At 72.4% G+C, this 26,009-nt stretch carries 23 protein-coding genes and 1 tRNA gene; 18 read left to right on the top strand and 6 right to left on the bottom strand.

Annotated elements, in window-relative coordinates; genetic code table 11:
- Positions 1–30: 30 nt before the first annotated feature.
- Positions 31–1,689: an APC family permease gene (locus tag ACFV04_RS05740; protein WP_380342336.1), complete on the bottom strand. Its 1,659-nt coding sequence runs from the start codon at positions 1,687–1,689 to the stop codon at positions 31–33.
- A 343-nt stretch (positions 1,690–2,032) separates the two neighbouring features.
- A tRNA-Leu gene (locus ACFV04_RS05735) sits at positions 2,033–2,117 on the bottom strand.
- A gap of 379 nt (positions 2,118–2,496) precedes the next feature.
- On the opposite strand from ACFV04_RS05735, the gene ACFV04_RS05730 reads away from it, so the two are divergent.
- Positions 2,497–3,111, top strand: coding sequence for an ATP-binding protein (locus ACFV04_RS05730; protein WP_380527043.1), 615 nt, complete (start codon positions 2,497–2,499; stop codon positions 3,109–3,111).
- A 127-nt stretch (positions 3,112–3,238) separates the two neighbouring features.
- Here ACFV04_RS05730 and idi read toward each other — a convergent pair whose 3' ends face one another.
- Entirely contained in the window at positions 3,239–3,886 is a 648-nt protein-coding gene (gene idi, locus ACFV04_RS05725) for an isopentenyl-diphosphate Delta-isomerase (protein ID WP_360249901.1), read from the bottom strand.
- Positions 3,887–4,449: 563 nt separating this feature from the next.
- On the opposite strand from idi, the gene ACFV04_RS05720 reads away from it, so the two are divergent.
- The 15 genes from ACFV04_RS05720 (at position 4,450) to ACFV04_RS05650 (ending at position 22,089) form a co-directional block, all read left to right on the top strand.
- Entirely contained in the window at positions 4,450–5,205 is a 756-nt protein-coding gene (locus ACFV04_RS05720) for a phosphocholine cytidylyltransferase family protein (RefSeq protein ID WP_360249898.1), read from the top strand.
- Positions 5,193–6,254, top strand: coding sequence for an iron-containing alcohol dehydrogenase family protein (locus ACFV04_RS05715; protein WP_380527041.1), 1,062 nt, complete (start codon positions 5,193–5,195; stop codon positions 6,252–6,254). Before ACFV04_RS05720 ends, ACFV04_RS05715 begins: the two co-directional genes overlap by 13 nt.
- A 91-nt stretch (positions 6,255–6,345) precedes the next feature.
- Positions 6,346–7,083, top strand: a complete 738-nt coding sequence (locus tag ACFV04_RS05710; RefSeq protein WP_380342418.1) for a CDP-alcohol phosphatidyltransferase family protein — start codon at positions 6,346–6,348, stop codon at positions 7,081–7,083.
- Between the two features lie 50 nt (positions 7,084–7,133).
- On the top strand, positions 7,134–7,979 hold the full coding sequence (locus tag ACFV04_RS05705) for a glycosyltransferase (RefSeq protein ID WP_360250638.1): 846 nt from the start codon (positions 7,134–7,136) through the stop codon (positions 7,977–7,979).
- A gap of 140 nt (positions 7,980–8,119) precedes the next feature.
- The gene (locus ACFV04_RS05700) at positions 8,120–9,061 is read left to right on the top strand and encodes an ABC transporter permease (RefSeq protein ID WP_380342343.1); all 942 of its coding nucleotides are present in this window, start codon (positions 8,120–8,122) and stop codon (positions 9,059–9,061) included.
- Positions 9,054–9,863 (top strand): ABC transporter ATP-binding protein, encoded by an 810-nt coding sequence (locus ACFV04_RS05695; RefSeq protein WP_380342346.1) that lies wholly within the window; start codon positions 9,054–9,056, stop codon positions 9,861–9,863. The genes ACFV04_RS05700 and ACFV04_RS05695 overlap by 8 nt, the downstream gene beginning before the upstream one ends.
- A 318-nt stretch (positions 9,864–10,181) precedes the next feature.
- On the top strand, positions 10,182–11,129 hold the full coding sequence (hpnC, locus tag ACFV04_RS05690) for a squalene synthase HpnC (protein WP_380527039.1): 948 nt from the start codon (positions 10,182–10,184) through the stop codon (positions 11,127–11,129).
- A 41-nt stretch (positions 11,130–11,170) separates the two neighbouring features.
- On the top strand, positions 11,171–12,028 hold the full coding sequence (gene hpnD, locus ACFV04_RS05685; protein ID WP_380342421.1) for a presqualene diphosphate synthase HpnD: 858 nt from the start codon (positions 11,171–11,173) through the stop codon (positions 12,026–12,028).
- Positions 12,029–12,155: 127 nt separating this feature from the next.
- Positions 12,156–13,589 (top strand): hydroxysqualene dehydroxylase HpnE, encoded by a 1,434-nt coding sequence (gene hpnE, locus ACFV04_RS05680; RefSeq protein WP_380527037.1) that lies wholly within the window; start codon positions 12,156–12,158, stop codon positions 13,587–13,589.
- Positions 13,590–13,783: 194 nt separating this feature from the next.
- A complete protein-coding gene (locus ACFV04_RS05675) occupies positions 13,784–14,872 on the top strand; it encodes a polyprenyl synthetase family protein (RefSeq protein WP_380342354.1) in 1,089 nt (362 codons plus the stop codon).
- Between the two features lie 7 nt (positions 14,873–14,879).
- Positions 14,880–16,967 (top strand): squalene--hopene cyclase, encoded by a 2,088-nt coding sequence (gene shc / locus ACFV04_RS05670; protein ID WP_380342356.1) that lies wholly within the window; start codon positions 14,880–14,882, stop codon positions 16,965–16,967.
- Positions 16,964–17,644 carry a 1-hydroxy-2-methyl-2-butenyl 4-diphosphate reductase gene (locus ACFV04_RS05665; RefSeq protein ID WP_360249880.1) on the top strand — a complete coding sequence of 227 codons (681 nt, stop codon included), beginning with the start codon at positions 16,964–16,966 and terminating at the stop codon, positions 17,642–17,644. Before shc ends, ACFV04_RS05665 begins: the two co-directional genes overlap by 4 nt.
- A gap of 2 nt (positions 17,645–17,646) precedes the next feature.
- Positions 17,647–18,675 (top strand): adenosyl-hopene transferase HpnH, encoded by a 1,029-nt coding sequence (gene hpnH / locus ACFV04_RS05660; protein ID WP_380342359.1) that lies wholly within the window; start codon positions 17,647–17,649, stop codon positions 18,673–18,675.
- A 113-nt stretch (positions 18,676–18,788) separates the two neighbouring features.
- A complete protein-coding gene (gene dxs / locus ACFV04_RS05655) occupies positions 18,789–20,699 on the top strand; it encodes a 1-deoxy-D-xylulose-5-phosphate synthase (protein WP_380342362.1) in 1,911 nt (636 codons plus the stop codon).
- Entirely contained in the window at positions 20,689–22,089 is a 1,401-nt protein-coding gene (locus ACFV04_RS05650; RefSeq protein ID WP_380342364.1) for an aspartate aminotransferase family protein, read from the top strand. Before dxs ends, ACFV04_RS05650 begins: the two co-directional genes overlap by 11 nt.
- Positions 22,090–22,157: 68 nt before the next feature.
- On the opposite strand, the gene ACFV04_RS05645 is transcribed toward ACFV04_RS05650, so the two are convergent.
- Complete coding sequence (locus tag ACFV04_RS05645; protein WP_360249871.1) at positions 22,158–22,430, bottom strand: DUF6343 family protein; 273 nt, start codon at positions 22,428–22,430, stop codon at positions 22,158–22,160.
- Between the two features lie 77 nt (positions 22,431–22,507).
- Here ACFV04_RS05645 and ACFV04_RS05640 point away from each other — a divergent pair, with 77 nt between their 5' ends.
- Entirely contained in the window at positions 22,508–22,726 is a 219-nt protein-coding gene (locus ACFV04_RS05640) for an I78 family peptidase inhibitor (RefSeq protein ID WP_360249868.1), read from the top strand.
- Here ACFV04_RS05640 and ACFV04_RS05635 read toward each other — a convergent pair.
- Together ACFV04_RS05635 and fabG are read right to left on the bottom strand one after the other, a co-directional pair.
- Positions 22,677–23,633 (bottom strand): phosphatase PAP2 family protein, encoded by a 957-nt coding sequence (locus ACFV04_RS05635; protein ID WP_380342367.1) that lies wholly within the window; start codon positions 23,631–23,633, stop codon positions 22,677–22,679. The two genes, ACFV04_RS05640 and ACFV04_RS05635, sit on opposite strands and share 50 nt — an antisense overlap.
- A gap of 231 nt (positions 23,634–23,864) precedes the next feature.
- Positions 23,865–24,632 carry a 3-oxoacyl-ACP reductase FabG gene (gene fabG, locus ACFV04_RS05630; protein ID WP_380342369.1) on the bottom strand — a complete coding sequence of 256 codons (768 nt, stop codon included), beginning with the start codon at positions 24,630–24,632 and terminating at the stop codon, positions 23,865–23,867.
- Positions 24,633–25,033: 401 nt separating this feature from the next.
- Here fabG and ACFV04_RS05625 point away from each other — a divergent pair, with 401 nt between their 5' ends.
- Positions 25,034–25,900, top strand: a complete 867-nt coding sequence (locus ACFV04_RS05625; RefSeq protein WP_380342371.1) for a MarR family winged helix-turn-helix transcriptional regulator — start codon at positions 25,034–25,036, stop codon at positions 25,898–25,900.
- Positions 25,901–26,009 lie beyond the last annotated feature (109 nt).

The following is a 26,009-nucleotide window of genomic DNA, read 5'->3' as shown; positions in this document are numbered from 1 at the left end:
CGCCGTCGGCGCGGCGCCGTGAGCGCGGGATCAGACCCGCGAGAGCTCGTCCGCCGTGGCCGGCGCCGGAGCGTCCCCGGCGTGCTCCGCGTCCGCCATCTCCTGCCGGACGGCGGCCAGCGAGGGGTTGGCCCAGGCGCTGGCGACGCCCCAGTAGTAGAACGCGAGACCGATCGCGGCCACGATCAGCAGGTCCCAGCCCTCCGGCAGGTACCCGTGTCCGCCGAAGTCGCTGCTGCCGGCCCAGGACACGCCCGCCATCACGAACAGGTAGGCGACCATCCAGGCGCCCGCCATGAGGTGCGGCTTGAGCTCGGCGAACGGCTTGCGCAGCTCGTACCAGGCCCAGATCGGCAGACCGGCGGCCATCAGCAGGATGACCTTGCCGGTGAGCGGCCAGCGGGCCCAGTACAGCACCAGCGAGCCGAAGACCATCGCGACCGGGGCGATGACGGGCATGGCGCGCAGCCGGACCGGCCGCGGCAGGTCGGGGGCGAGGCGGCGCAGTGCCATGACGGCGACCGGGCCGGTGATGTACGAGATCACGGTGGCCACCGAGACGATCTCGGCCAGCGAGCCCCAGCCGCGGAAGACCGCGAGGAAGAGGAAGGCGACCACCAGGTTGAGCACCAGCGCCGGGCGCGGGATGCCGGTCTTGGCGTCGACCTTGCCGAAGATCTTCGGCAGGTGGCCGTTCTCCTGCACGCCGTGGATCATGCGCGAGGTGGTGGCGGCGTAGATCATGCCGGTGCCGGACGGCGAGACGAATGCGTCCGCGTAGAGCAGGATGGCCAGCCAGTTGATGCCCCAGGCGATGGCCAGGTCGGCCAGCGGCGAGGTGTAGGAGAGGCTGCTCCAGCCGTTGGACAGATCGGCGGCCGGGATGGCACCGAGGAAGGCGATCTGCAGCGCGACGTAGATCACCAGGGCGATCAGGATCGAGCCGATGACGGCCTTCGGGAGTGACTTGCCGGGGTCCTTGGCCTCGCCGGCCAGGTTGAGCGGCGACTGGAAGCCGTTGAAGGCCCAGACGATGCCGGAGACCGCGACGGCGGTGAAGACCGCGCTCCAGCCGTTCGGCGCGAAGCCGCCGTGGTCGGTGAAGTGCGCGGAGTCGAAGTGCGCGAGGAGCAGTGCGCCGGCGGTCAGCGTCGGCACGATGACCTTGAAGACGGTGATCGCCGTGTTGGTCTTGGCGAACAGGGTGATCGCGAACCAGTTGAGGGCGAAGTAGACGAGCAGCAGCACGCTGGCGAGCGCCACACCGCTGAGGGTGAGCTCCTGGCCGTTGTAGAGCCCCTTCGCCCAGCCGAAGTGCCAGGAGCTCATGTACTGGACGGAGGCGGTGGCCTCGCCCGGGATGACCGAGACGATGGCGATCCAGTTGGCCCAGGCGGCCAGGTAGCCGGCCAGCGAGCCGTGCGAGTACTGGCCGTACCGGACCATGCCGCCGGCCTTGGGGAACATCGAGCCCAGCTCGCTGTAGGTGAGGGCGATGGTCAGGGCCACCGCGGCGCCGATCACCCAGGCGAGGATCGAGGCCGGCCCGGCGAGCTTGGCGGCGCGCTCGGCACCGAACAACCACCCGGATCCGATGATCGACCCCAGCCCGACCGCGGTCAGGCTGATCGTGCCGAGCGATCGGCGGTAGTTCTGGTGTGATGCCGTCGAGGATTCGGTCTCACTCAACGTATCGGTCCTTTCGCTCGGGGCTCATCGGGTGGTGTCGGTGTTTTTGCGGTTTTGAGTCGGTATTCCGGACAAACGCACAGCAGCTTATGGTCCAAAAACGGGCGAATACCTCAGAGGAAGCTCAAACCGTTCGATCGTTGCCATCTCGTGTCCGGTTTCCGGACCGGCGGACCCCCGTGGAGAGACCGGCGCCACGCCATCACGGCGGTGGTGGCCAGGGGCCGGCGGAGATCAATCGGGGGAAGCGGGCCGGGGAGGTGCTCGGAGAGCGTCCCGGGGGCGTCCGGGGAAAAAGAAATTCCCCGTGGGTTCCTTTCGGATCCCACGGGGAATTCGGCTGTGTCCGAGGGGGGACTTGAACCCCCACGCCCGATAAAGGGCACTAGCACCTCAAGCTAGCGCGTCTGCCATTCCGCCACCCGGACAGGGTGTGTGCTTCGGGGGTTTTTCTCTCGCCCCCTCGGCGACAGAGAGAACATTACCAGGGTTCTGGAGTGCTTCTCACCTGCGGTTCCTCGGGCCCGCACCCCGCTGCCCGCACCCCGGTGCCCGGCCCGCGGTGCGGCCTGCGGTGCGGACGGGGGTGGGAGCCCGCCCGGGCCGCCGGGGAGGCCGCCGCACAGGTTGGTACGGCTGGCGAACGCGCTCGAACCCCGTCCGAACCGATGACGACCGCGAAGGAACCGGTCGACTCCGCTACCAGCCGCGATCGGTTCCGGCCGGAATCGGTCCGACACGGGCAAGTTGTCGACGGTGCCACAGCCGTCGCGACGGCTCTCCTAGCCTCTGTGGACCGAGGGCGCCATGAGCGGATCGCCTGATTCCCGGGTCGCGGACGAAGGGCGGCTGGACGTGGAGCAGATCAGCGGGACGGCGGAGGCCGAACCGAGACGCGGCAGGCCGGGGGACGACGGGGGCGGTGCCGTCGCGGCGCCCGGCGGCCCGGCCGCGGCGCCCGGCGGCCCGGCGGCCGGTCCGGCGGACGGCCCCGCCGAGGGAGTGTGGCGCTTCCCGGTACCCGCCGCCGAGGCCTCGGTGCCGCTCACCCGGCACGCGGTGCGCGACCGCCTGCTGGCCCAGGGCATGGCCGGGGTGCGCTACCAGGAGCTGGTGGACGACCTGCTGCTGATCGTCTCGGAGCTGGTGAGCAACGCGGTGACGCACGCGGCCGAGCTGTCGCCCGAGGTGGTCACCGAGCTGTCGGTGCGCGGGGGCTGGGTGCGGGTCTCGGTCGAGGACGGCGATCCGTACCGGCCGAAGGCGCTGGAGAACGACACCGCGCGCACCGGCGGGCGCGGCCTGCTGCTGGTGAAGAGCGTCACGCTGCAGGCCGGCGGGGTGTGCGACGTCGAGCGGACCGGGGAGGGCGGCAAGGTCATCTGGGCCTCGCTGCCCGTCCCCCCGGAGCCCGACCGCTGACCGGTCCGCCGCGGCGGCCGGCGCGAGGGGACCGGCGACCGGCCCCGCACGGCGCGCCGAGACCGGTCCGGCCCCGGCCGCCGGCCCTGCACCGGCGACCGCCCTTTCGGCCCGGCACCGGAAGCGCCTACCAGTCCCGCCCGGCGATCTCCCGGATCCCCGGCAGCGCGGCCTCGAAGACCGTCTCGAACCAGACCGAGAACGGCCGCTCGGCCCGCAGCTCCCGCAGCTCCTGCGCGGTCACGAAGGCGAAGTCGTCCACCTCGTCGGGGTTCGGCTCGACCGGGGCGGTGACCAGTCCCACGAAGAGGTGGTTCCACTCCCGCTCGATCAGCCCGGAGGCCTCGTCCGGCAGGTCGTAGCGGACGGTGCCGGCCTCGCAGAGCAGTGCCGGGGCGACGCCCAGTTCCTCCGCGGTGCGCCGGGCGGCGGCGACGAAGGGCGGCTCGTCCGGGTAGGGGTGGCCGCAGCAGGTGTTCGACCAGACGCCGGGGGAGTGGTACTTGCCGAGGGCCCGGCGCTGGAGCAGCATGCGGCCCTGGCGGTCGAAGAGGAACACCGAGAAGGCGCGGTGCAGCCGGCCCGGCTGCTGGTGGGCCCAGTGCTTCTCGGCGGTGCCGATGGTGACGCCCTCGTCGTCGACCAGCTCCAGCAGGATCTCGGTGCCGGCGGCCGAGTCGCCCGGAGGGGCGACCGACACATCGGCCTCCACGTCGAGACCGGTGTCGATCTCGGCGGTGAAGTGCGTCGGGTCGGTCGGCAGACTCTGGGGCATGGGGCCTCTTTCCGGGGGCGGGAGCAACGGGAGCATCGGGTGCGTCCGGCGCACCGGGTGGCGCGCGGCGGACGCAGCGGGGGCACCGGCGCCGGCGTCGGCATCCAGTCTGCCGTATGGGTGGCGCCGGGTAGGGGTCCCACGCACAACCGGGCGGATCATGACTCGGAGGAGTCGGAATCCGGGCAGAGAAGGATCCGGGAAGCCCCCATAAGGGTCACGATCGTCGCAGAACCGTTCGACGTGCGTTCGGCGGCCGTTCGACGGGTCCGTCCCGCCTCACCCCGCCAGGCCATGCCCCGCCCCGGCCCGGAACCGCCCGTCCGGAACCGCCTCCCGCACCCGGGCGTCGGCCCCCGGTCACCGCTCCGTCACCGTTCCGTCTCCGGGCGCGTTCGGGCCGGTCGTCCGAGTCGCCTACCATCACATACGACACGGTGCCCGGATCCGTGCCGGCACCGGCGCGCCGCTGCCCGGTCCGGTCGCACACCGGTCCGGCGAAGCAGCGCCGCCGCCCTTCGGCACGGCCCGCGCGCACAGCACGACGGATCAGGAGACCCCGCATGATCGGCCTCGTTCTGGCAGCCGGCGCCGGCCGCCGGCTGCGCCCGTACACCGACACCCTGCCGAAGGCGCTGGTGCCGGTCGACGGGGAGCGGACCGTCCTGGACCTCACCCTCGGCAACTTCGCCGAGGTCGGACTGCGCGAGGCCGCGATCGTCGTCGGCTACCGCAAGGAGGCGGTGTACGACCGCAAGGACGCCCTGGAGGGCAAGTACGGCGTCAAGCTCCACCTGGTCGAGAACGACAAGGCCGAGGAGTGGAACAACGCGTACTCGCTCTGGTGCGCCCGCGAGCTGTTCGGTGAGGGCCTGCTGCTGGCCAACGGCGACACCGTCCACCCCGCCTCGGTCCAGCGCACCATGCTGGAGGGCAACCAGCGCCTGATCGACGCCGGCACCGCCCCGGGCATCCTGCTCGCCCTCGACACGGTGAAGAAGCTCGCCGACGAGGAGATGAAGGTCGTCGTCGACCCGGCCGCCGGCATGCGCCGCATCACCAAGCTGATGGACCCCTCCGAGGCGAGCGGCGAGTACATCGGCGTCACGGTGATCAACCCCGCCGCCGCCGCCGACCTGACCGACGCGCTGCGCACCACCTACGAGCGCGACCCCCAGCTGTACTACGAGGACGGCTACCAGGAGATGGTCGACCGCGGCCTGCGGATCGACGTCCAGCCGATCGGCGAGGTCTCCTGGGTCGAGGTCGACAACCACGACGACCTGGCGAAGGCACGGGAGATCGCGTGCCAGTACTGACCCGGCTGGTCCCGTCGCCGCTGTTCGTGGAGATCCGACCGGGTGCGCTGGACGCGCTCGGCGGGATCCTCGCGGACCAGCGCCTGTCGGCCTCGGGCCGGATCGCGGTGGCGATCAGCAACGGATCCGGCGCGGCCATGCGCCGGCGCCTGGAGCCGGCCCTGCCCGGCGCCGACTGGTACAACGTCGACGACGGCAGCCTGGACAGCGCGGTGCGCCTGGCCGAGGCGATGCGCGGCGGGCACTACGACGCGATCGTGGGCCTCGGCGGCGGCAAGATCATCGACGCCGCCAAGTACGCCGCGGCCCGGGTCGGCCTGCCGCTGGTCGCGGTCGCCACCAACCTGGCCCACGACGGCATCTGCTCGCCGGTCTCCACCCTCGACAACGACGCCGGGCGGGGCTCCTACGGGGTGCCCAGCCCGATCGGCATCATCGTCGACCTGGACGTGATCCGGCAGGCCCCGGCGCGCTTCGTGGCGGCCGGAATCGGCGACGTCGTCTCCAACATCTCGGCCTGCGCGGACTGGGAGTTGTCGCACGCGGTCACCGGTGAGCCGGTGGACGGACTGGCCGTCGCGATGGCCCGCTCGGCCGGTGAGAACCTGCTGCGGCACCCAGGAAACACTCAGGATCAGGACCTCCTGACAGCCCTCGCGGAAGCCCTGGTACTGTCCGGCATCGCGATGAACATCGCGGGCAGCACCCGGCCTTCGTCGGGCGCCTGCCACGAGATCTCGCATGCCCTGGACGTGCTGTATCCCAAGCGGTCCGCCCAGCACGGCGAACAGGTCGGCCTCGGTGCCGCGTTCGCCAGCTTCCTGCGGGGCGAGCGCGAGCTGTCCGGTCTGATCGTGGAGCGCCTGGCGAGCCACGGGCTGCCGGTGACCGCGGCTCAGATCGGCTTCACCGAGGCGGAGTTCACCGAAGCGGTGAACTACGCCCCGAACACCCGCCCGGGGCGCTTCACCATCCTCGAACACCTCGACCTCTCCCCTTCCGCAATCAGGGACGCGTACGCCGACTATGTCCAAGCCGTCAACAGCTGACCCCTCCACCGCGGGCGCCGAACGGCCCCCGGTGGACCTGACCCGCCGGCCCTCGATCGAGGAGCTGCGCGCGGTGATCCACCCGGAGGGCATGCTCCAGCGCCGCAGCGCCGAGCACTGGGCCGGGCGCCTGTACATGCGGAAGATCTCGCTGCGGATCACCCGCGTGCTCTCCACCGTGACGGCGATCACGCCCAACGGCCTGACCTACCTGATGATGTTCACCGGCGTCCTGGCGGGCGCCGCGCTGATCGTGCCGGGCATCGTGGGCGCGGTCCTGGGTGCCCTGCTGATCCAGGTCTACCTGCTGCTGGACTGCGTGGACGGCGAGGTGGCCCGCTGGCGCCGGCAGACCTCGCTCACCGGCGTCTACCTGGACCGGGTCGGCCACTACATGTCCGAGGCGGCCCTGCTGACCGGCCTCGGTCTGCGCGCCACCGACCTGCTGCACCGCGAGGGCGGCGGCTCGCACTGGGAGTGGGCCTTCCTCGGCACGCTGGCCGCGCTCGGCGCGATCCTGATCAAGTCCGAGACGGACCTGGTGGACGTGGCCCGGGCCCGCAGCGGCCTGACGGCCGTCGAGGACAGCGCCTCGGTGCCGCGTTCGGCCACCGTCGCCAAGGCCCGCCGGGCGGCCTCGCTGCTGAAGTTCCACCGCCTGGTCGGCGCGGTCGAGGCCTCGCTGTTCATCCTCGCGGCCGGGGTCGCCGACGCCGTGCACGGCGGGCTGTTCTTCACCCGGCTCGCGGTGGTCGTCCTGGCGGCGATCGCCATGCTGCAGACCGTGCTGCACCTGCTGAGCATCGTCCTGTCGAGCAGGCTGCGGTGACCGCCGTGACCAGTGCGGAGAACGTCCGCCTCGGCGCCGTGATCATCACCATGGGCAACCGGCCCGCCGAGCTCAACGCCCTGATCGAGTCCGTCCGCGCCCAGGAGGGCCCGACGGTCGAGCTGGCCGTGGTCGCCAACGGTGCCCCGCTGCCCCCGCTGCCGGAGGGCGTGCGCAGCGTCGAGCTGCCGGAGAACCTCGGCATCCCGGGCGGCCGCAACGTCGGCATCGAGCTGTTCGGCCGGGACGGCGAGGAGGTGGACGCCGTCCTCTTCCTGGACGACGACGGCCACCTGCCGCGCACCGACTCCGCCCGCCTGCTGCGCGAGGCCTTCGCCGCCGACCCGGAGCTGGGCATCGTCTCGTTCCGGATCGCCGACCCGGACACCGGCGTCACCCAGCGCCGGCACGTCCCCCGGCTGCGCGCCAGCGACCCGCTGCGCTCGTCCCGGGTGACCACCTTCCTGGGCGGTGCGAGCGCCGTGCGCTGCAAGGTGTTCGAGGGGGCCGGCCAGCTGCCCGCCGAGTTCTTCTACGCCCACGAGGAGACCGACCTCGCGTGGCGCGCGGCGGACGCCGGCTGGGCCATCGACTACCGGGCCGACGTGGTGCTGCACCACCCGACGACCTCCCCCGCCCGGCACGCGACCTACTTCCACAACGTGGCCCGTAACCGGGTCTGGCTTGCGCGGCGGAACCTTCCGGCCCTGTTGGTGCCTCTCTATCTGGGAACCTGGCTTCTGCTCACCCTGGCCCGTCGCCCCTCCCCCGAGGCGCTGAAGGCCTGGTGGGGCGGATTCCGGGCGGGCTGGCGCGAACCCTGCGGTCCGCGACGGCCCATGCGATGGCGTACCGTTTGGCGACTGACCAGGCTGGGCCGACCACCGATCATCTGATCTGATCGAATGATCGATCGCCGCGGCCGGTGACCACACACCGGCCGGCTCCCCCGAGATCCCAGTGGATCCCCATCGGCGCAAAGGCCGGCGGACCCCGCCGACCGGCCGCCCCGACCGATCCCGCGTGAAGGACGAATGTGTCGACAGTGAGTGAACCCGTCAGCCTCTCGACCCCCAGGGGGGTGGACGCGAGCCTTACCCCCAAGCAGCTCGCGGACAAGTACGGCTTGTCGGTGAGCGGCGCCCGGCCGGGTCTGTTCGCCTACACCAAGCAGCTCTGGGCCCGGCGCCACTTCATCTGGGCCTTCGCCACCGCCCGACTGGTGGCCCAGTACACCGACGCCAAGCTCGGCCAGCTGTGGCAGGTCGTGACCCCGCTGCTCAACTGCGCGGTCTTCTACCTCGTCTTCGGCGTGATCCTGTCGAGCAAGGACGGCTTCCCGCCGAACACCTACATCGCCTGGCTCTGCATCGGCGTCTTCGTCTTCCAGTTCACCCAGAACGCGGTGCAGTCCGGCACCCGGGCGATCTCCGACAACCTCGGCCTGATCCGGGCGCTGCACTTCCCCCGTGCCAGCCTGCCGATCGCCTTCACCGTGATCCAGCTCCAGCAGCTGCTGATCTCGATGGTCGTGCTGGTCGTGACCGTCCTGGCCAGCGGCATCGCCCCGGGCAAGACCTGGCTGCTGATCGTCCCGGCGCTGATCCTGCAGACGATGTTCAACACCGGCATCTCGCTGATCATGGCCCGGATCGGCGCCAAGACCAGTGACATCTCCCAGCTGATCCCGTTCGTGATGCGCGCGTGGATGTTCCTGTCCGGCGTGATGTTCAGCATCCAGGACCGGGTCCACAAGTGGCCGCACTACATCCAGGTGATCTGCGCCATCAACCCGGCCTCGGTCTACATGGACCTGCTGCGGCACGCCTTCGCGCCGATCATCTACAACCCGCACCAGAACCCCCACCAGTCCCTGCCGCCGCACCAGTGGACGTACGGCCTCGCCTGGGGCGTCGGGATGTTCGTCATCGGATACGTCTTCTTCTGGAAGGCCGAGGAGGAGTACGGCCGTGGCTGACACCGACCTGAGCAAGAGCGACAGCGTCCGGGACGCGGACGTGGCCCGCGAACCCACCGTCGTCGTCGACGACGTGCACATCGTCTACCGGGTGCACGGCGCCGGTTCCGGCAAGGGCAGCGCCACCTCGGCGATGAGCCGCATCCTCAGCCGCAAGCGCGGGGCCGGCGTGCGCGAGGTGCACGCGGTCAAGGGCATCAGCTTCACCGCGTACAAGGGCGAGGCGATCGGCCTGATCGGCTCCAACGGCTCCGGCAAGTCGACCATGCTGGCCGCCATCGCGGGCCTGCTGCCGACCGAGAAGGGCGGCATCTACACCAACGGCCAGCCCTCGCTGCTGGGCGTCAACGCGGCCCTGATGAACGAGCTCAGCGGCGAGCGGAACGTCGTCCTGGGCTGCCTCGCGATGGGGATGTCCCCGGCCGACGTGAGGGCGCGTTACCAGGAGATCGTCGACTTCTCCGGCATCAACGACAAGGGCGACTTCATCTCCCTGCCGATGCGCACCTACTCCTCCGGCATGGGCGCCCGCCTGCGCTTCTCGATCGCCGCCGCCAAGACCCACGACGTGCTGCTGATCGACGAGGCCCTGGCCACCGGCGACCAGGCCTTCCAGCAGCGCAGCAAGAAGCGCATCGAGGAGCTGCGCGGCTCCGCCGGTACGGTCTTCCTGGTCAGCCACGACAACAACTCGGTCCGCGAGGTCTGCGAGCGGACGATCTGGATCGAGGCCGGCGAGCTGGTCATGGACGGCCCGACCGACGAGGTCGTCGGCCGCTACGAGCGCGGCGAGCGCCCGTAGCACCGTGGGCCGCCCCACGGACGGCCGCGTGAGTCACCCCGCCACCAGGGCCGGTTCCGGAACCTCCGGGACCGGCCCTTCGGCGTGCCCGGCCGTTACCCCGGGTGGCCGCCGCCGCGGGGGTGAGCGGCCCGGCCCGGCAGGCGGGGCGCCCTTCTCCGGCGCGGCCCGCGGTGTCAGGCTGGTGGACGCGGGGGCGGTGTGCCGGACGTGACGCCCGCTCTCGGACGCGTGTCCGAGTCGGACCGGTGGTACCCAGCGGTGTAGAACGGGGGAGTGACAGCAGTGTCGGCTTCGGCCCAGCCCAGTGATACGCCGGTGAACCGTTCCGCGGGTCAGACCCTGGAGAAGGCGGGGGCCGAGAACTTCCCGGTCGCCCCGTTCTTCCTGCCCGCGGCCTGGCGCGACGACCTGATGGCGGTGTACGGCTTCGCCCGCCTCGTCGACGACGCGGGCGACGGCGACCTGGCCGACCCGGCCGCCACCGCCCGCCTGCTCGGCGTCGAGCAGGCGCCCCCGGCCACCCCTTCGGAGCAGCCCGGCCCGCCGACCCCGCAGGAGACCGCCTTCCGGCTCGCCCTGCTCGACGGGCTGGAGCACGACCTGGACCGGGTCTTCGAGACCGCACTGCACCCCGCCGGCGCCGACCGCCCCCGCCACCCGCTGATGCGGGCCCTGGTCCCGCTGGTCGACCGGCGCGGCCTGACCCCCGAACCGTTCCGCCGTCTGATCGAGGCCAACCGGGTGGACCAGACCACCGCCCGCTACGCCACCTACGACGACCTGATCGGCTACTGCACCCTCTCCGCGGACCCGGTCGGCCGCCTCGTCCTGGCCATCGCGGGCGTCTCCACCCCCGAGCGGACCGAACTCTCCGACGCGATCTGCAGCGGCCTCCAGGTGGTCGAACACCTGCAGGACGTCGCCGAGGACCTGCGCCGCGGCCGGATCTACCTCCCCACCGAGGACCTGGAGCGCTTCGGCGTCACCGAAAACGACCTCGCCGCCCCCTCCGCCGACGGCGCGGTCCGGGAGCTGATCGCCTTCGAAGCGGAACGGGCCCGCACCCTGCTCGATCACGGCGCACCATTGGTAGGTACGGTTCGGGGGAGGCTTCGACTGCTCCTGGCGGGATTCACCGCCGGCGGGTACGCGGCCCTGGCTGCCGTCGAGGACGCCGGGTACGACGTGCTCGCCCGGCAGGCGAAGCCGGACAAGCGCCGCCTCGCAGCGAAGGCGGCGGCCATCTTCGCGAAGGGAAGGTGAACGCCCGCGTGGCGGCATCACCACTGGCGTCGGCCCAGGTCATGGCGGCGTACCGGTACTGCGAGGCAGTCACCGGGCTGCAGGCGCGCAACTTCAGCTACGGCATCCGGTTGCTGCCCGAACCCAAGCGGCTGGCCATGTCGGCCCTGTACGCCCTGGCCCGCCGGGTGGACGACATCGGCGACGGCGACCTCCCGGCCGACCGCAAGGCCGAGGCACTGCTGCGCACCCGGGAACTGGTGGACGAGGTCCGCTCCGGGGCGGTCTCCGAGGACGACACCGACCCGATCAAGGTCGCCCTGGCCGACACGGCCCGGCGCTTCCCGATCCCGCTCGGCGGCTTCGACGAGCTCATCGACGGCGTCGAGATGGACCTCAAGGGCGCCGAGTACCAGACGTACGAGGAACTGAAGGTCTACTGCCGCTGCGTGGCCGGCGCCATCGGCCGGCTCTCGCTGGGCGTCTACGGCTGCGACGACCCCGAGCGCGGGGCGCAGTACGCGGACACCCTGGGCCTGGCCCTGCAGCTCACCAACATCCTGCGCGACCTGCGCGAGGACGCCCTGAACGGCCGCACCTACCTGCCCACCGAGGACCTGGTCCGGTTCGGCTGCGAGCAGGGCTTCGCCCTGCCCAAGCCGCCGGTCGGCGCGGACTTCACCGGCCTGGTGGCCTTCGAGGCCGCCCGCGCCCAGGCCGCCTTCGAGGAGGGCCTGCGGCTGCTGCCGATGCTCGACCGCCGCAGCCGCGCCTGCACGGCCGCGATGGCCGGGATCTACCACCGGCTGCTCGGCCGGATCGCCGCCGACCCCGAGTCGGTGCTGCGCGGCCGGGTCTCCCTGCCGGGCTGGGAGAAGGCGTACGTGGCGCTTTCCGGGCTCGCCGGGGGGCGTTCTTGATTCTCGCGACAGTTCTGTCACGCTGTGTCAGCGGGGAATCACGTGCGGGTAGTTCCGTGTCGACCGAACGCGTACCGGCTTCAGTGACCGCCTCCCGGCGGTCCAGCGACTGCGAGGGGGAGGGCCGATGACCGGGCGAGCCGATGCCGCGCGCCCGGCTTCCGTCGTGGTCGGCGGCGGCCTGGCCGGCATCACCGCGGCGCTGCGCCTGGCCGAGGCGGGCCACCGGGTCACCCTCGTGGAGGGCCGTCCCCGGCTCGGCGGCCTGGCGTTCTCCTTCCGGCGCGGCGAGCTGACCGTCGACAACGGCCAGCACGTCTACCTCCGCTGCTGCACGGCCTACCGCGGCCTGCTGGAGCGCCTCGGCGCCACCCGCCTGGTCCACCTGCAGGAGCGCCTCGACGTCCCGGTGCTCTCCGTCACCGGGCCCGAGGACGCACCCGTGCGCACCCTCGGGCGGCTGCGGCGGGCCGGCCTGCCCGTCCCGCTGCACCTGGCCGCCAGCCTCGCCCGGTACCCGCACCTGTCCCCGGCGGACCGCGCCCGGGTGGTCCGCGGCGCGCTCGCCCTGAAGGGCCTGGACCTCGCCGACCCGGCGCTGGACCGGATCTCCTTCGGCGAGTGGCTGCGCCGCAACGGGCAGAACGCCGCCACCCAGGCCGCCCTGTGGGACCTGGTCGGCGTCGCCACCCTGAACGCCCGGGCCGACCAGGTGTCGATGGCGCTCGCGGCGAAGGTGTTCCAGACCGGCCTGCTCTCCGACCCGGGCGCCGCCGACATCGGCATCGCCGCCGCCCCGCTGGGCGCGATCCACCACGACCGGGCGCTCGCCGAGCTGGAACACGCGGGTGTGACGGTCCTGCTGCGCGCCCGGGTGGCGGAACTCAAGCCGGCCGCGCCGCAGCACGCCGTCCTCCTGGAGGGCGGGGAACTGCTCACCGCCGACACCGTCGTCCTGGCCGGCGCCCAGGACACCGCGGCCGCCCTGCTGCCGCCGGACGCGATCCCGGGGCAGGAGCGCCTGGCGGAGTTCGGCACCGCGCCGATCCTCAACGTGCACGTGATCTACGACCGCAAGCTGCTGCGCCGGCCGTTCTTCGCCGCCCTCGGCTCACCGGTCCAGTGGGTCTTCGACCGCACCGCGCACTCCGGCCTGGCCGCGACCGAACTCGGCCGGGCCCACCCGGGCGCCCAGTACCTGGCCCTCTCGCAGTCCGCCGCGCAGGACGAGATCGACCTGCCGGTCGCCGAACTGCGCCGCCGCTACCTGCCCGAGCTGGAACGACTGCTGCCGGCCGCGGCCGGAGCCGAGGTGCTCGACTTCTTCGTCACGCGCGAGCGCACCGCGACCTTCGACCCGGCCCCGGGCGGCGGGGCGCTGCGCCCGTCGGCCCGCACCCGGGTCCCCGGCCTGCTGCTGGCCGGCGCGTGGACGGCCACCGGCTGGCCCGCGACCATGGAGGGCGCCGTGCGCAGCGGCCACGCCGCGGCCGACGCCGCGCTCACCGCGGCCGGCACCCGGGTGCCGACCGACCGCGGCGACGGGAGGTGGCCCAGGTGACGGCGGGCCCCGCCGCCGGAGAGCCCGCCAGAGCCGACGGGCGTACCGTCGAGCGCGTCGGCGGAATCAGCGGGACCGGCCGGACCGGACGCACCGACGTCCCCCGCACCGGCACCACCCGAATCGACACCAGCCGCACCGACGGCACCCGGCCGCCCCGTGCGGTCCGGCACCACGAGGGAGAGGGAACGCACGTGGAGTCACGCACCGGCTTCGCCGTCGGAGGCACGGCGCACGCCGAACCGGTCTCGGTGCCGGAGCTGCTCGCCCGCAGCCGTACGCTCTGCACCCCGCCGCTACGGGCCGCCGTCGCCCGTTTGGCCGCACCGATGGACACCGTCGCGGCCTACCACTTCGGCTGGATCGACCGCGACGGCACCGCGGTCACGGGCGACGGCGGCAAGGCCGTGCGCCCCGCGCTGGCGCTGCTGTCCGCCCAGGCCGCCGGTGCGGCCGCCGAGGTGGGGGTGCCCGGCGGGGTGGCCGTTGAACTGGTGCACAACTTCTCCCTGCTCCATGATGATCTGATGGACGGTGACGAGACCCGGCGGCACCGGGCCACCGCCTGGACGGTCTTCGGCCCGGCCCAGGCGATCCTGGTCGGCGACGCCCTGGCGACGCTCGGCACGGAGGTGCTGCTCGACGCCGCGGTGACCGGCGGGGCCGGTCCCACCGACGCCGCGCGCGCCGTCCGGCTGCTCACCACGGCGACCCGCCGACTGATCGACGGCCAGGCCATGGACGTCGCCTTCGAACAGCGCGACAGCGTGACCGTCGCGGAGTGCCTGGAGATGGAGGGCGGGAAGACGGCGGCCCTGCTGGCCGCCGCCTCGGCGATCGGCGCGGTCCTGGCCGGGGCCGACGACAAGGTCTCCGACTCCCTCCAGCGCTACGGCCACCACCTGGGACTGGCCTTCCAGGCGGTGGACGACCTGCTCGGCATCTGGGGCGCCACCGAAGTCACCGGGAAGCCGCACTGGGGCGACCTGCGCCAGCGCAAGAAGTCCCTGCCGGTCGCCGCCGCGCTGGCCGAGGGCGGACCGGCCTCGCGCCGGCTCGCCGAGGAACTGGCCGACCCGCGGGGACGCGGGGAGGAGAGCGAGCCCGAGCTCGCCGCCCGGGCCGCGCTGATCGAGCAGGCCGGCGGTCGCGCATGGACCCAGGAGGAGGCCCGCCGCCAGCACACGACTGCCCTCGCCGCCCTGGACGAGGTGCCCATGTCCGACGAGGTGCGCGAGCACTTCGTCGCACTCGCCGAATTCGTGGTGGTACGAGAGAGGTGACGTTACGTTGACAGCAACCGCGGACGGCCGGCTCGACCCTGAGTACGATTCCGAGCCGGTCGCGGTGGGCGACCGCCCCCCGGCCCTGCTGGGTCCGGGGCGGTGGCAGCCCGAGGACGCCGACCAGCCGCGGCCGGCCGATCAGGCGGACCTCCCGCCGGCCGACCCGCGGGAGGCCCTGGCCCGCGCCACCACCCACCTGCTCTCGCTGCAGTCCTCCGAAGGCTGGTGGAAGGGCGACCTGGAAACCAACGTCACCATGGACGCCGAGGATTTACTGCTCCGGCAGTTCCTCGGGATCCGGACCGAGGAGCAGACGAACGCCACCGCCGAGTGGATCCGCTCCCAGCAACGCGAGGACGGCACCTGGGGCACCTTCCACGGCGGACCGCCCGAACTGTCCACCACCGTCGAGGCGTACGTCGCCCTCAGACTGGCCGGTGACGACCCGAACGCCCCGCACATGCTCACCGCCGCCCGGTACGTCCGCTCCGCCGGCGGCATCGCGGCCGCCCGGGTGTTCACCCGGATCTGGCTCGCGCTGTTCGGCTGGTGGCCCTGGGAACGCCTGCCGGAGATGCCACCCGAGATCATCTTCCTGCCCAGGTGGCTGCCGCTGAACATCTACGCCTTCGGCTGCTGGGCCCGCCAGACCATCGTCCCGCTGACCGTCGTCTCGGCCCACCGGCCCGTCCGCCCGGCGCCCTTCCCGCTCACCGAACTGCACACCGACCCGGCCGACCCCTACCCCGAACGGCCGCTCGCGCCCGCCACCACCTGGGACGGCCTGTTCGAACGCCTCGACAAGGCACTGCACGCCTACCACCACCGGGCGTTCCGCCCGCTGCGCCGACTCGCCGTCTCCCAGGCCTGCCGCTGGATCGTCGAACGGCAGGAGGCCGACGGCTGCTGGGGCGGGATCCAGCCGCCCGCCGTGTACTCGCTGATCGCCCTGCACCTGGAGGGCTACGAGCTGGAGCACCCGGTGATGCAGGCCGGGCTCTCCTCCTTCGACCGCTTCACCGTGCACACCGAGGACGGCAAGCGCTGGATGGAGGCCTGCCAGTCCCCGGTCTGGGACACCTGCCTGGCCACCGTCGCGCTGGCCGACGCCGGGGTGCCGGCCGACCACCCGGCGCTGGTCTCCGCCGTCGACTGGATGCTCGGCGAGGAGATCCGCAAGCGCGGCGACTGGTCCGTCCAGCGCCCCGGGCTCCCCGCCGGCGGCTGGGCCTTCGAGTTCGAGAACGACACCTACCCCGACATCGACGACACCGCCGAAGTGGTCCTGGCGCTGCGCCGGGTGGCCCACCCCGACCAGGCCAAGGTCGACGCGGCGGTCGACCGGGGCGTGCTGTGGAACCTCGGCATGCAGTCCAAGAACGGCGCCTGGGGTGCCTTCGACGTCGACAACACCAGCACGCTGCCCAACAAGCTGCCGTTCTGCGACTTCGGCGAGGTGGTCGACCCACCGTCCGCCGACGTCACCGCCCACGTGGTGGAGATGCTCGCGGAGACCGGCCGCGCCCGCGACCCCCGGACCCGGCGCGGCATCGAGTGGCTGCTGCGCAACCAGGAGGCCGACGGCTCCTGGTTCGGCCGCTGGGGCACCAACTACATCTACGGCACCGGCTCGGTGCTGCCCGCCCTGGTCGCGGCGGGCGTCCCGGACGAGCACCCGGCGATCCGCCGGGCGGTGCGCTGGCTGGAGGACCGGCAGAACGCCGACGGCGGCTGGGGCGAGGACATGCGCTCCTACGACGACCCGGCGCGCTGGGCCGGGCGCGGCGACTCCACCGCCTCGCAGACCGCGTGGGCGCTGATGGCGCTGCTCGCGGCCGGTGAGGGACCGGACGGCCGGGCCACCCCGGCGGTGGAGCGCGGCGCGGACTGGCTGGTGCGCACCCAGCTGCCCGAGGGCACCTGGGACGAGCCGCAGTTCACCGGCACCGGCTTCCCGTGGGACTTCTCCATCAACTACCACCTGTACCGGCTGGTCTTCCCGGTCACCGCGCTCGGCCGCTACGTCCACGGCAGCCCGGCGACCGGCGGGGGCCGGGCCGGCGGCAGCCCGGCGATCGGGGCGGTGCGGTGACCACCGCCCCCCTGCTGGTGCTCTGCGCGCTGGGTCCCGAGGTCTGGGCCCTGCGCGGCGGCGACTGGCGCGGAGCGGCCGGCGGACCCCCGGTGCTGGTGCGCACCGGGGTCGGCCGACGGCGCGCCGGGATCACCGTCCGCCGGCTCCTCGGCTCCGCCCCCGGTGCCTACGGCGCGGTCGTGGTGGTCGGCTTCGGCGCCGCGCTCGGCCCGGGCGTGCTGCCCGGCGACGTGGTCGCGGCCGATGGCGTGCGGGACGCCGAGGGCCACCTCTACCCGGTCGGCTCCGGGCCGGAGCTCACCCGGGCGCTGAAGGAACGCGGCCTGACCGTCCACACCGGGGTGCACCACACCGCCGACCACGTGGTGCGCGGCATCGAACGGCGGGCCCTGCACCTGCAGGGCGCGCTCGCCGTCGACATGGAGGCCGCCGCCGTGCTGGCCGCGCTGCGCGAGGTGCGGCCCGCGCTGCCCGCGGCCGTCCTGCGGGTGGTGGTCGACACCCCCGAGCACGAGCTGCTGCGGCCCGGCACCCTCCCGGCCGGGGTGCGGGCCTGGCGGACCCTGCGGGCGACGGTGCCCGCCCTCGTCGACTGGTCCCGGCAGGCGCTCGCGCCCCGCCCCCCAGAGCTGATCCACCCGACATCCTCGACGCTCCCCCAGGAGGCGAGCTAGCCATGGCCATGCCGTTGCGCCAGACCGTGCGGGTCGGCACCTACCTCATGCAGCAGAAGCTGCTCAAGCGACGCGACAAGTTCCCGCTGATCGTGGAGCTGGAACCGCTGTTCGCCTGCAACCTCGCCTGCGAGGGCTGCGGCAAGATCCAGCACCCGGCCGGCGTCCTCAAGCAGCGGATGCCCGTCGCCCAGGCGGTCGGCGCGGTCCTGGAGTCGGGTGCCCCGATGGTCTCGATCGCCGGCGGCGAGCCGCTGATGCACCCGCAGATCGACGAGATCGTCCGCCAGCTGGTCGAACGCCGCAAGTACGTCTTCCTCTGCACCAACGCGCTGCTGCTGCGCAAGAAGATGGACAAGTTCACGCCCTCGCCGTACTTCTCCTTCGCCGTGCACATCGACGGCCTCCGCGAGCGGCACGACGAGTCGGTGGCCAAGGAGGGCACCTTCGACGAGGCGGTGGCCGCGATCAAGGAGGCCAAGCGGCGCGGCTTCCGGGTCACCACCAACAGCACCTTCTTCAACACCGACACCCCGCAGACCGTCATCGACGTGCTCGACTACCTCAACGACGAGCTGAAGGTGGACGAGATGATGATCTCGCCCGCCTACGCCTACGAGAAGGCCCCCGACCAGGAGCACTTCCTCGGCGTCGAACAGACCAGGGAGCTCTTCCGCAAGGCCTTCGCCGGCGGCAACCGCAGGCGCTGGCGCCTCAACCACAGCCCGCTCTTCCTGGACTTCCTGGAGGGCAAGGCCGACTTCGAGTGCACCCCCTGGGGCATCCCCAACTACTCGTTGTTCGGCTGGCAGCGGCCCTGCTACCTGATGGCCGACGGATACGTCCCGACCTACCGCGAGCTGGTCGAGAAGACCGACTGGAGCAAGTACGGCCGCGGCAGGGACCCGCGCTGCGAAAACTGCATGGCCCACTGCGGCTACGAGCCGACGGCCGTCCTCGCGACCATGGGCTCGCTGCAGCAGTCGCTGCGCGCCATCACCGAGACCGTCAGCGGCAACCATAGCCGCTGAGACGGGAGTTGACCGCCAGGTCGGCACCCCGGCCCGGGCCCCGCGCCCGGGCCGGCTCCCGCCCCAGTCGGGCGGAGGCATCACCGCACCGCTTCCAGTCGCGAGGTGTACCCATGTCACTGCTCTCCCGCGTCACCTCGCCGGCCGAGCTGCGCAAGCTCCCGGCGGCCGAACTCCCGCTGCTCGCGGACGAGATCCGCGACTTCCTGATCGACGCCGTCACCCGCACCGGCGGACACCTCGGGCCCAACCTCGGCGTGGTGGAGCTCACCATCGCGCTGCACCGGGTCTTCGACTCGCCGTACGACCGGATCGTCTTCGACACCGGCCACCAGAGCTACGTCCACAAGCTGCTCACCGGCCGCCAGGACTTCGCCCGGCTGCGGATGCGGGGCGGGCTCTCCGGCTACCCCTCGCGGGCCGAGTCCGAGCACGACCTGGTCGAGAACTCGCACGCCTCCACCGCGCTCTCCTACGCCGACGGCCTGGCCAAGGCCGCCCGGCTGCTCGGCCAGCACGACCGGCACACCGTCGCGGTGATCGGCGACGGCGCGCTCACCGGCGGCCTCGCCTGGGAGGCGCTCAACAACATCGCCGAAGCCCGGGACCGGCCGCTCGTCATCGTCGTCAACGACAACGAGCGCTCCTATGCCAGGACCGTCGGCGGCCTCGCCCACCACCTCGCCACCCTGCGCACCACCCAGGGCTACGAGCGCTTCCTCGCCCTCGGCAAGGGGGCGCTGCAACGCACCCCGCTGGTAGGCCAGCCGATCTTCGACGCGCTGCACGGCGCCAAGAAGGGGTTCAAGGACGCCTTCGCCCCGCAGGGCATGTTCGAGGACCTCGGCCTCAAGTACCTCGGGCCGATCGACGGCCACGACCTGGGGGCGGTCGAGCAGGCGCTGCGCCAGGCCCGGAACTTCGGCGGGCCGGTCATCGTGCACTGCCTGACCGTCAAGGGACGCGGCTACCGGCCCGCCGAGCAGGACGAGGCCGACCGCTTCCACGCCGTCAACCCGATCGACCCGTACACCTGCCTGCCCATCTCGCCGAGCGGCGGCGTCTCCTGGACCTCGGTGTTCGGCGAGGAACTGCTCGCGCTCGGGACGGAGCGGCCCGACCTGGTGGCGATCACCGCGGCCATGCTGCAGCCGGTGGGCCTGGCGCCGTTCGCCAAGGCCTACCCGGCGCGGACCTTCGACGTCGGGATCGCCGAACAGCACGCCGTCACCAGCGCCGCGGGGCTGGCGACCGGCGGGCTGCACCCGGTGGTCGCGGTGTACGCGACCTTCCTGAACCGGGCCTTCGACCAGGTCCTGATGGACGTCGCCCTGCACCGGCTGGGCGTCACCTTCGTGCTCGACCGCTCCGGCGTCACCGGACCGGACGGCGCCTCGCACAACGGCATGTGGGACATGTCGATCCTGCAGGTCGTCCCGGGTCTGCGGCTCGCCGCGCCGCGCGACGCCGACCAGCTGCGGGCCCAGCTGCGCGAGGCCGTCGAGGTCGAGGACGCGCCGACGGTCGTGCGCTTCCCGAAGGGCAACGTCGGCCCCGCCGTGCCGGCCGTCGAGCGGATCGGCGGCGTGGACGTGCTGCTGCGCACCGGACGGCCCGCCGAGATCCTGCTGGTCGCCGTCGGCACCACCGCCCCGGCCTGCCTGGACGCCGCGCGACTGCTGCTCGCCGAGGGCTTCACCGCGACCGTGGTCGACCCGCGCTGGGTCAAGCCGGTCGACCCGGCCCTGGCCGAACTGGCCGCCGCGCACCGGCTGGTGGTCACCGTCGAGGACAACGGCCGTAGCGGCGGGGTCGGTTCGGCGATCGCCCAGGCGCTGCGCGACGCCGACGTGGACGTACCGGTTCGGGTGCTCGGCCTGCCCCAGGAGTTCCTCGGGCACGCGTCGCGCGGGGAGATCCTGGAGGAGGCCGGGCTGACCGGGACCGGGGTCGCCGCGCAGGCCGCCGTCTTCGCCAAGAACCTGCTGCCGACCCGAGGAGCGAACCCGCGCCATGCCGGCTGACCCCGACCGTCCCGCCTTCGACCTCGCCGCCCTCATCGCCGAACGCGGCCGTGAGCGCTACGAGTTGAACAGCCGCTACCTCAACCCGCAGTTGTCCCGGATGCTCCACACCATCGGCTTCGACAAGTACTACGAGCGCGCCAAGGGCCAGTACTTCTACGACGCCGAGGGCAACGAGTACCTCGACATGCTGGCCGGCTTCGGCATCTTCGCCCTCGGCCGCCACCACCCGGTGGTGCGCTCGGCGATCCAGCAGGTGATGGACCTGGACCTGCCGGACCTGGTCCGCTTCGACTGCTCGCCGCTGCCCGGACTGCTCGCGGAGCGGCTGCTGTCGCACGCACCCGGACTGGACCGGGTATTCTTCGGCAACAGCGGGACGGAAGCGGTCGAGACCGCGCTGAAGTTCGCCCGGTACGCCACCGGACGCCGGCGGATCCTCTACGCCGACCACGCCTTCCACGGCCTGACCACCGGCTCGCTCTCCGTCAACGGGGAGAGCGGCTTCCGCAAAGGCTTCGACCCGCTGCTCCCCGACACCGCCATCCCGCTCGGCGACATCGGCGCGCTGGCGAAGGAGCTGAAGCGCGGCGACGTCGCGGGCCTGATCGTCGAACCCATCCAGGGCAAGGGCGTCCAGGCACCGCCGCCCGGCTGGCTGCGCGCCGCCCAGGCGCTGTTGCACGAGCACCGGGCGCTGCTGATCTGCGACGAGGTGCAGACCGGGATCGGCCGCACCGGCGAGTTCTTCGCCTACCAGCACGAGGACGGCGTGCTGCCCGACCTGGTCTGCGTGGCCAAGGCGCTCTCCGGCGGGTACGTGCCGGTCGGGGCGACGCTCGGCAAGGGCTGGATCTTCGAGAAGGTGTACTCCTCGATGGACCGGGTGCTGGTGCACTCGGCCAGCTTCGGGTCCAACGCCCAGGCCATGGCGGCCGGGCTGGCGACCCTGGAGGTGATGCGGGACGAGAAGGTGGTGGAGAACGCCCGCGCGGTCGGGGACCGCTTCCGCGAGCGGCTGACCGCGCTGGTCGACCGGTACGAGCTGCTCGCCGAGGTGCGCGGCCGCGGGCTGATGATCGGCATCGAGTTCGGCCGGCCCCGGTCGCTCAAGCTGCGCACCGGGTGGACCGCCCTGCAGGCGGCGCGCAAGGGGTTGTTCGCGCAGATGGTCGTGGTGCCGCTGCTGCAGCGGCACCGGATCCTGACCCAGGTGTCCGGGGACCACCTGGAAGTGATCAAACTTATTCCGCCGCTGATCATCACCGATCGGGACGTGGACCGGTTCATGGACGCCTTCACCGACATCATGGACGAGGCCCACCGGGGCAGCGGGCTGATGTGGGACTTCGGGCGGACGCTGGTGAAACAGGCGGTCGGCAACCGCTGAGGCCCCGGGCGGACGCGCGGAGTGGGAAGTCGGACGGGCCGACTTCCCACTCCGTGGGAGACACCGCGTCAGAGCTCGGTCCGGCGGCGCCGGATGACCACCACGAGATCGACGACGGCGAACAGGGAGAGCAGGCCGCAGGCGATGGCGAAGCCGGTCAGCGTGCCCCGGCTGGGGGCGCCGTCGACCGGCGAGGCGGCCGCCCAGAGGGCGAAGCCCACCGTGGCCAGGATGAACAGCGGCGTGAAGGTGAGCGACAGCAGGTAGCGGAGCTTGAGGTCGCTGCGGGCGGTCGCCGGCTCGGTGCCGCTGCGCCAGCGGCGCGGGGTGGTGGTACGCACGGCTGTTCACCTCCGGACCGCGTGGGTCGGGCTACGATTCCAGCGTACGTCCGAGGGGACTGGCCGGGGGAGGCACGATGTCGGGGTCGGACGCGGTGGGGTCGGGTGCCGCGGGGGCGGATGCCGAGGGCTACGCGGGGCTGCGGGTCGAGCGGGCCCGGGAGCTGGCCCGGCGGCACGGCTGGGCCGCGGTCCGGGTGCTGGAACCGGGGGAGCTGATGACCATGGAGTACCGGCAGGGGCGGCTCAACCTCGCGGTGCGGGACGGCGTGGTCGAGCGGAGCTGGGAGGGGTAGCGTCCGCTGCCCGGGCCGGTGGGGCCCAGTACGGCGGGGGTCGGCGGCCGAAACGGCGGTGCAGCCGGTGCTCGGCGGCGGCGACCAGGGGTTCCAGCAGGGGCAGGGAGAGCAGGACGAGCAGTCCGGCGGCCCAGCCCGCCAGCACGTCGGTGACCCAGTGGGTGCCCAGGTAGACCGTGGTCAGGCCGATCGAGCAGGCGGTGGCGGCGGCGATCACCGCGCCGGTGCGGCGCCAGCGGACCGCGAGGTAGGCCAGCACCCCCCAGGTGACGACCGCGTTGGCGGTGTGGCCGGACGGGAAGATGGTGCCCCCGGCGAAGAGCTCGGGGGAGCCGACGTACTGGGCGTAGTGCGGACCGAGCCGCCCAGTGACGATCTTGACCGCGCCGACCGTGACGTTGAGCAGGAGCAGCGCGACAGCCATGACCAGCAGCGGACGCAGCCGGCCGAGGCGGCGGGCGCGCCAGGCGAGCCAGGCGAAGGCGGCGATCGCCGAGGGACCGCGCTGCCCGGCGACCACCCAGGTGTCGAGCAGCGGCTCCAGCCGGGGCCACCGTTCGTACGGGCGCAGCAGCCGCACCGACCAGTCGAGGTCGACCAGGGCGGTGTTGAGCAGGACCCCGGCCACCACCAGCAGGTAGACGACGAGGGTGGCGGCGAGGAGGGCGGCCTGGCGTCGGCCCATCGGCGGCCAGCCCGGGTCGCGGTGGTCGTGGCCGGCGGAGCGGTCGGCGGGGTGACGGGTGTCGGGTCGGCGGTGGCCGGGGCCGATCGGGCCGGGGGCGTTGCCGGGGGCCGCGGAGCGTCCCGGGCCGGTGGTGGCGGTGCGGCGTTCCGTCCCCGGCCGCGACTCCCGCCCTGTGCCCTGCCGCGGAATGGGGGCGGGGGTACTTCTGGATTGCACGGGGTGACCTTACCCATCCGGGGAGGGTCATTCCGGGGGTAATTGTCATTTTCCCGGGAAATCGACAATCGGGTCCGCGTGGGGTGCCTCGGGGAGTGATTTCCGCTATTTCGGGATCGAATGCCAGTGTGGTCTTCGAATGATTCTGCAAAAGCGCCGGTAAAGAAAGCGGAGTGGGAGGCCGGTCCGCCCGGCTTCCCACTCCGTGGTAACCCTGTGTAGGTTCGGTGCTCAGTCGAGGGGGCCGCCTGCGACGTAGATCACCTGTCCGGAGACGAAGCCGGCGCCCTCGCTCGCCAGGAACGAGATGGTGTGGGCGACGTCCTCAGGCAGGCCGACCCGCTGGACCGGGATCTGAGAGGCCGCGGCCCGCTTGAAGTCTTCGAAGTCCATGCCGACCCGGGCCGCGGTGGCCGCCGTCATGTCCGTGGCGATGAAGCCGGGGGCGACCGCGTTGGCCGTGATGCCGAACTTGCCCAGCTCGATGGCCAAAGTCTTGGTGAAGCCCTGCAGGCCGGCCTTGGCGGCCGAGTAGTTGGCCTGACCGCGGTTGCCCTGGGCCGAGGAGGAGGACAGGTTGACGATACGGCCGAAACCGGCGTCGACCATGTGCTTCTGCACCGCGCGGGTCATCAGGAAGGCGCCGCGGAGGTGAACGTTCATGACCGTGTCCCAGTCGGACTCGGACATCTTGAAGAGCAGGTTGTCGCGGAGTACGCCCGCGTTGTTGACCAGGACGACCGGGGTGCCGAGTTCGGCGACCACCCGGTCGACGGCGGCCTGGACCTGCTCGGCGTCCGAGACGTCCGCGCCGACGGCCAGGGCCCGGCCGCCCGCGGCGGTGATCCGGTCGACGGTGTCCTTGCCGGCCGTCTCGTCCAGGTCCAGGACGGCGACCGCGAAGCCGTCGGCGGCCAGCCGGACGGCGGTGGCGGCACCCAGGCCGCGGGCGGCGCCGGTGACGACGGCGACCCGGGGGGCGGTGCTCTGCTCGGTCATGCTCGCTCTCGTCTCTCTCGGGGGAGTGCCTCCGGGAGCCCCCGGAGAGGGTGGCCACACCCTACCGGCGAGTAGGGAGGGCGACCAGAGCGGAGAGGCGCAGGTGACGGTCGGTAAGGACCGACCGGTCGGCTTTCTGCTCAGAACGGGTTACTGCAAGGGTGTCGCAGCGCGTAAATATGCCAATGTTGCCGAACCTGCGTCTACTATCCGCCCCTGCCTGCCAGCAAGGGCCCGCCGTTTGTATAGTGTCCGCCAGCAGCCACCGGCTGCACGGCTGGAGCGCCCTCCCTCATAGCTGGACGCCCACTCGCCGTTACTGCCCCACCCGGGTGTCCCACACACACCGGGTGTGACATCGGGACGGATACATGGTGCTGGGGGAGATCCCGACAACCCGCGTGTCCGCGCGACTGCAGCAGTCGCCCGGTCACCTGATTCGCGTTGCACAGCAGGTTCACACCCGGCTGTGGTCCGAGCACGTCGGAGCCGATCTCACGGCTCCGCAGTTCGCCGTGCTGCTGGTCCTGGCCCTCGAACCGGGCGCGGACCAGCGCACGGTCGGCGAGCGGGCCTCGTTGGACAAGGCCACGATGGCCGAGATGGTCGCGCGGCTGGTCCGCCGCGGCCTGGTGCTGCGCCGGCGCGACCCGGCCGACGGTCGGCGCAAGCTGCTCGCTCTCTCGCAGAGCGGCGCCCAGGCGGTGCGCGAGGCCACCGGTGGTGTGGTCCGCGTGCAGCGCGTCCTGTTCGAGCCGCTCTCGGCGGACGAGCAGGTCGAGATCGTCCGGGTGATGGCCAAGATAGCCAGGCTGGAGCCCGCGGCGGTCGCCGTCTTCACCGACGCGCGGCCGATACTGGACGCCCAGCGGGCGATCGGCTACCTGATCAGGGTCAGCCAGCAGGTGCACACCAAGCTCTGGTCGGAGCACGTCGGTGCCGAGCTGACGGCCCCGCAGTACGCGGTGCTGGACGCGCTGGAGCTGGAGCCGGGTGCCGACCAGCGCACGGTCGGCGAGCTGGCCTCGCTGGACAAGGCCACCATGGCCGAGATGGTGAGCCGGCTGGTGCGCCGCGGGCTGGTGCAGCGTCGGCGCGACCCCTCGGACGGGCGGCGCAACCTGCTCTCGCTCTCACCGGCGGGACAGGACCTGCTGCACCGCTCGGCCGCCGGCGTGGCCGAGGTCCAGCGACTGCTGCTGGCTCCGTTGGAGGATGGTGAGCACGAGGCTGCACTCGTGCTCATCGGCAAGGCGGCCAGGCTCTAGACCAAGCATTGGTAACAGCAGCCAAAACGATTCGCCAACGCACCGAGGGCCCGTGCCCCGTGGCGTCGTGAATCGCGCATGACGAAGAGCGCCCGCCCCGTCCTGGGGC

This window comes from Kitasatospora sp. NPDC059599, assembly GCF_042735125.1.
Taxonomy (GTDB): Bacteria; Actinomycetota; Actinomycetes; order Streptomycetales; family Streptomycetaceae; genus Kitasatospora.
This window is presented reverse-complemented; position numbering and strand designations above follow the sequence as displayed.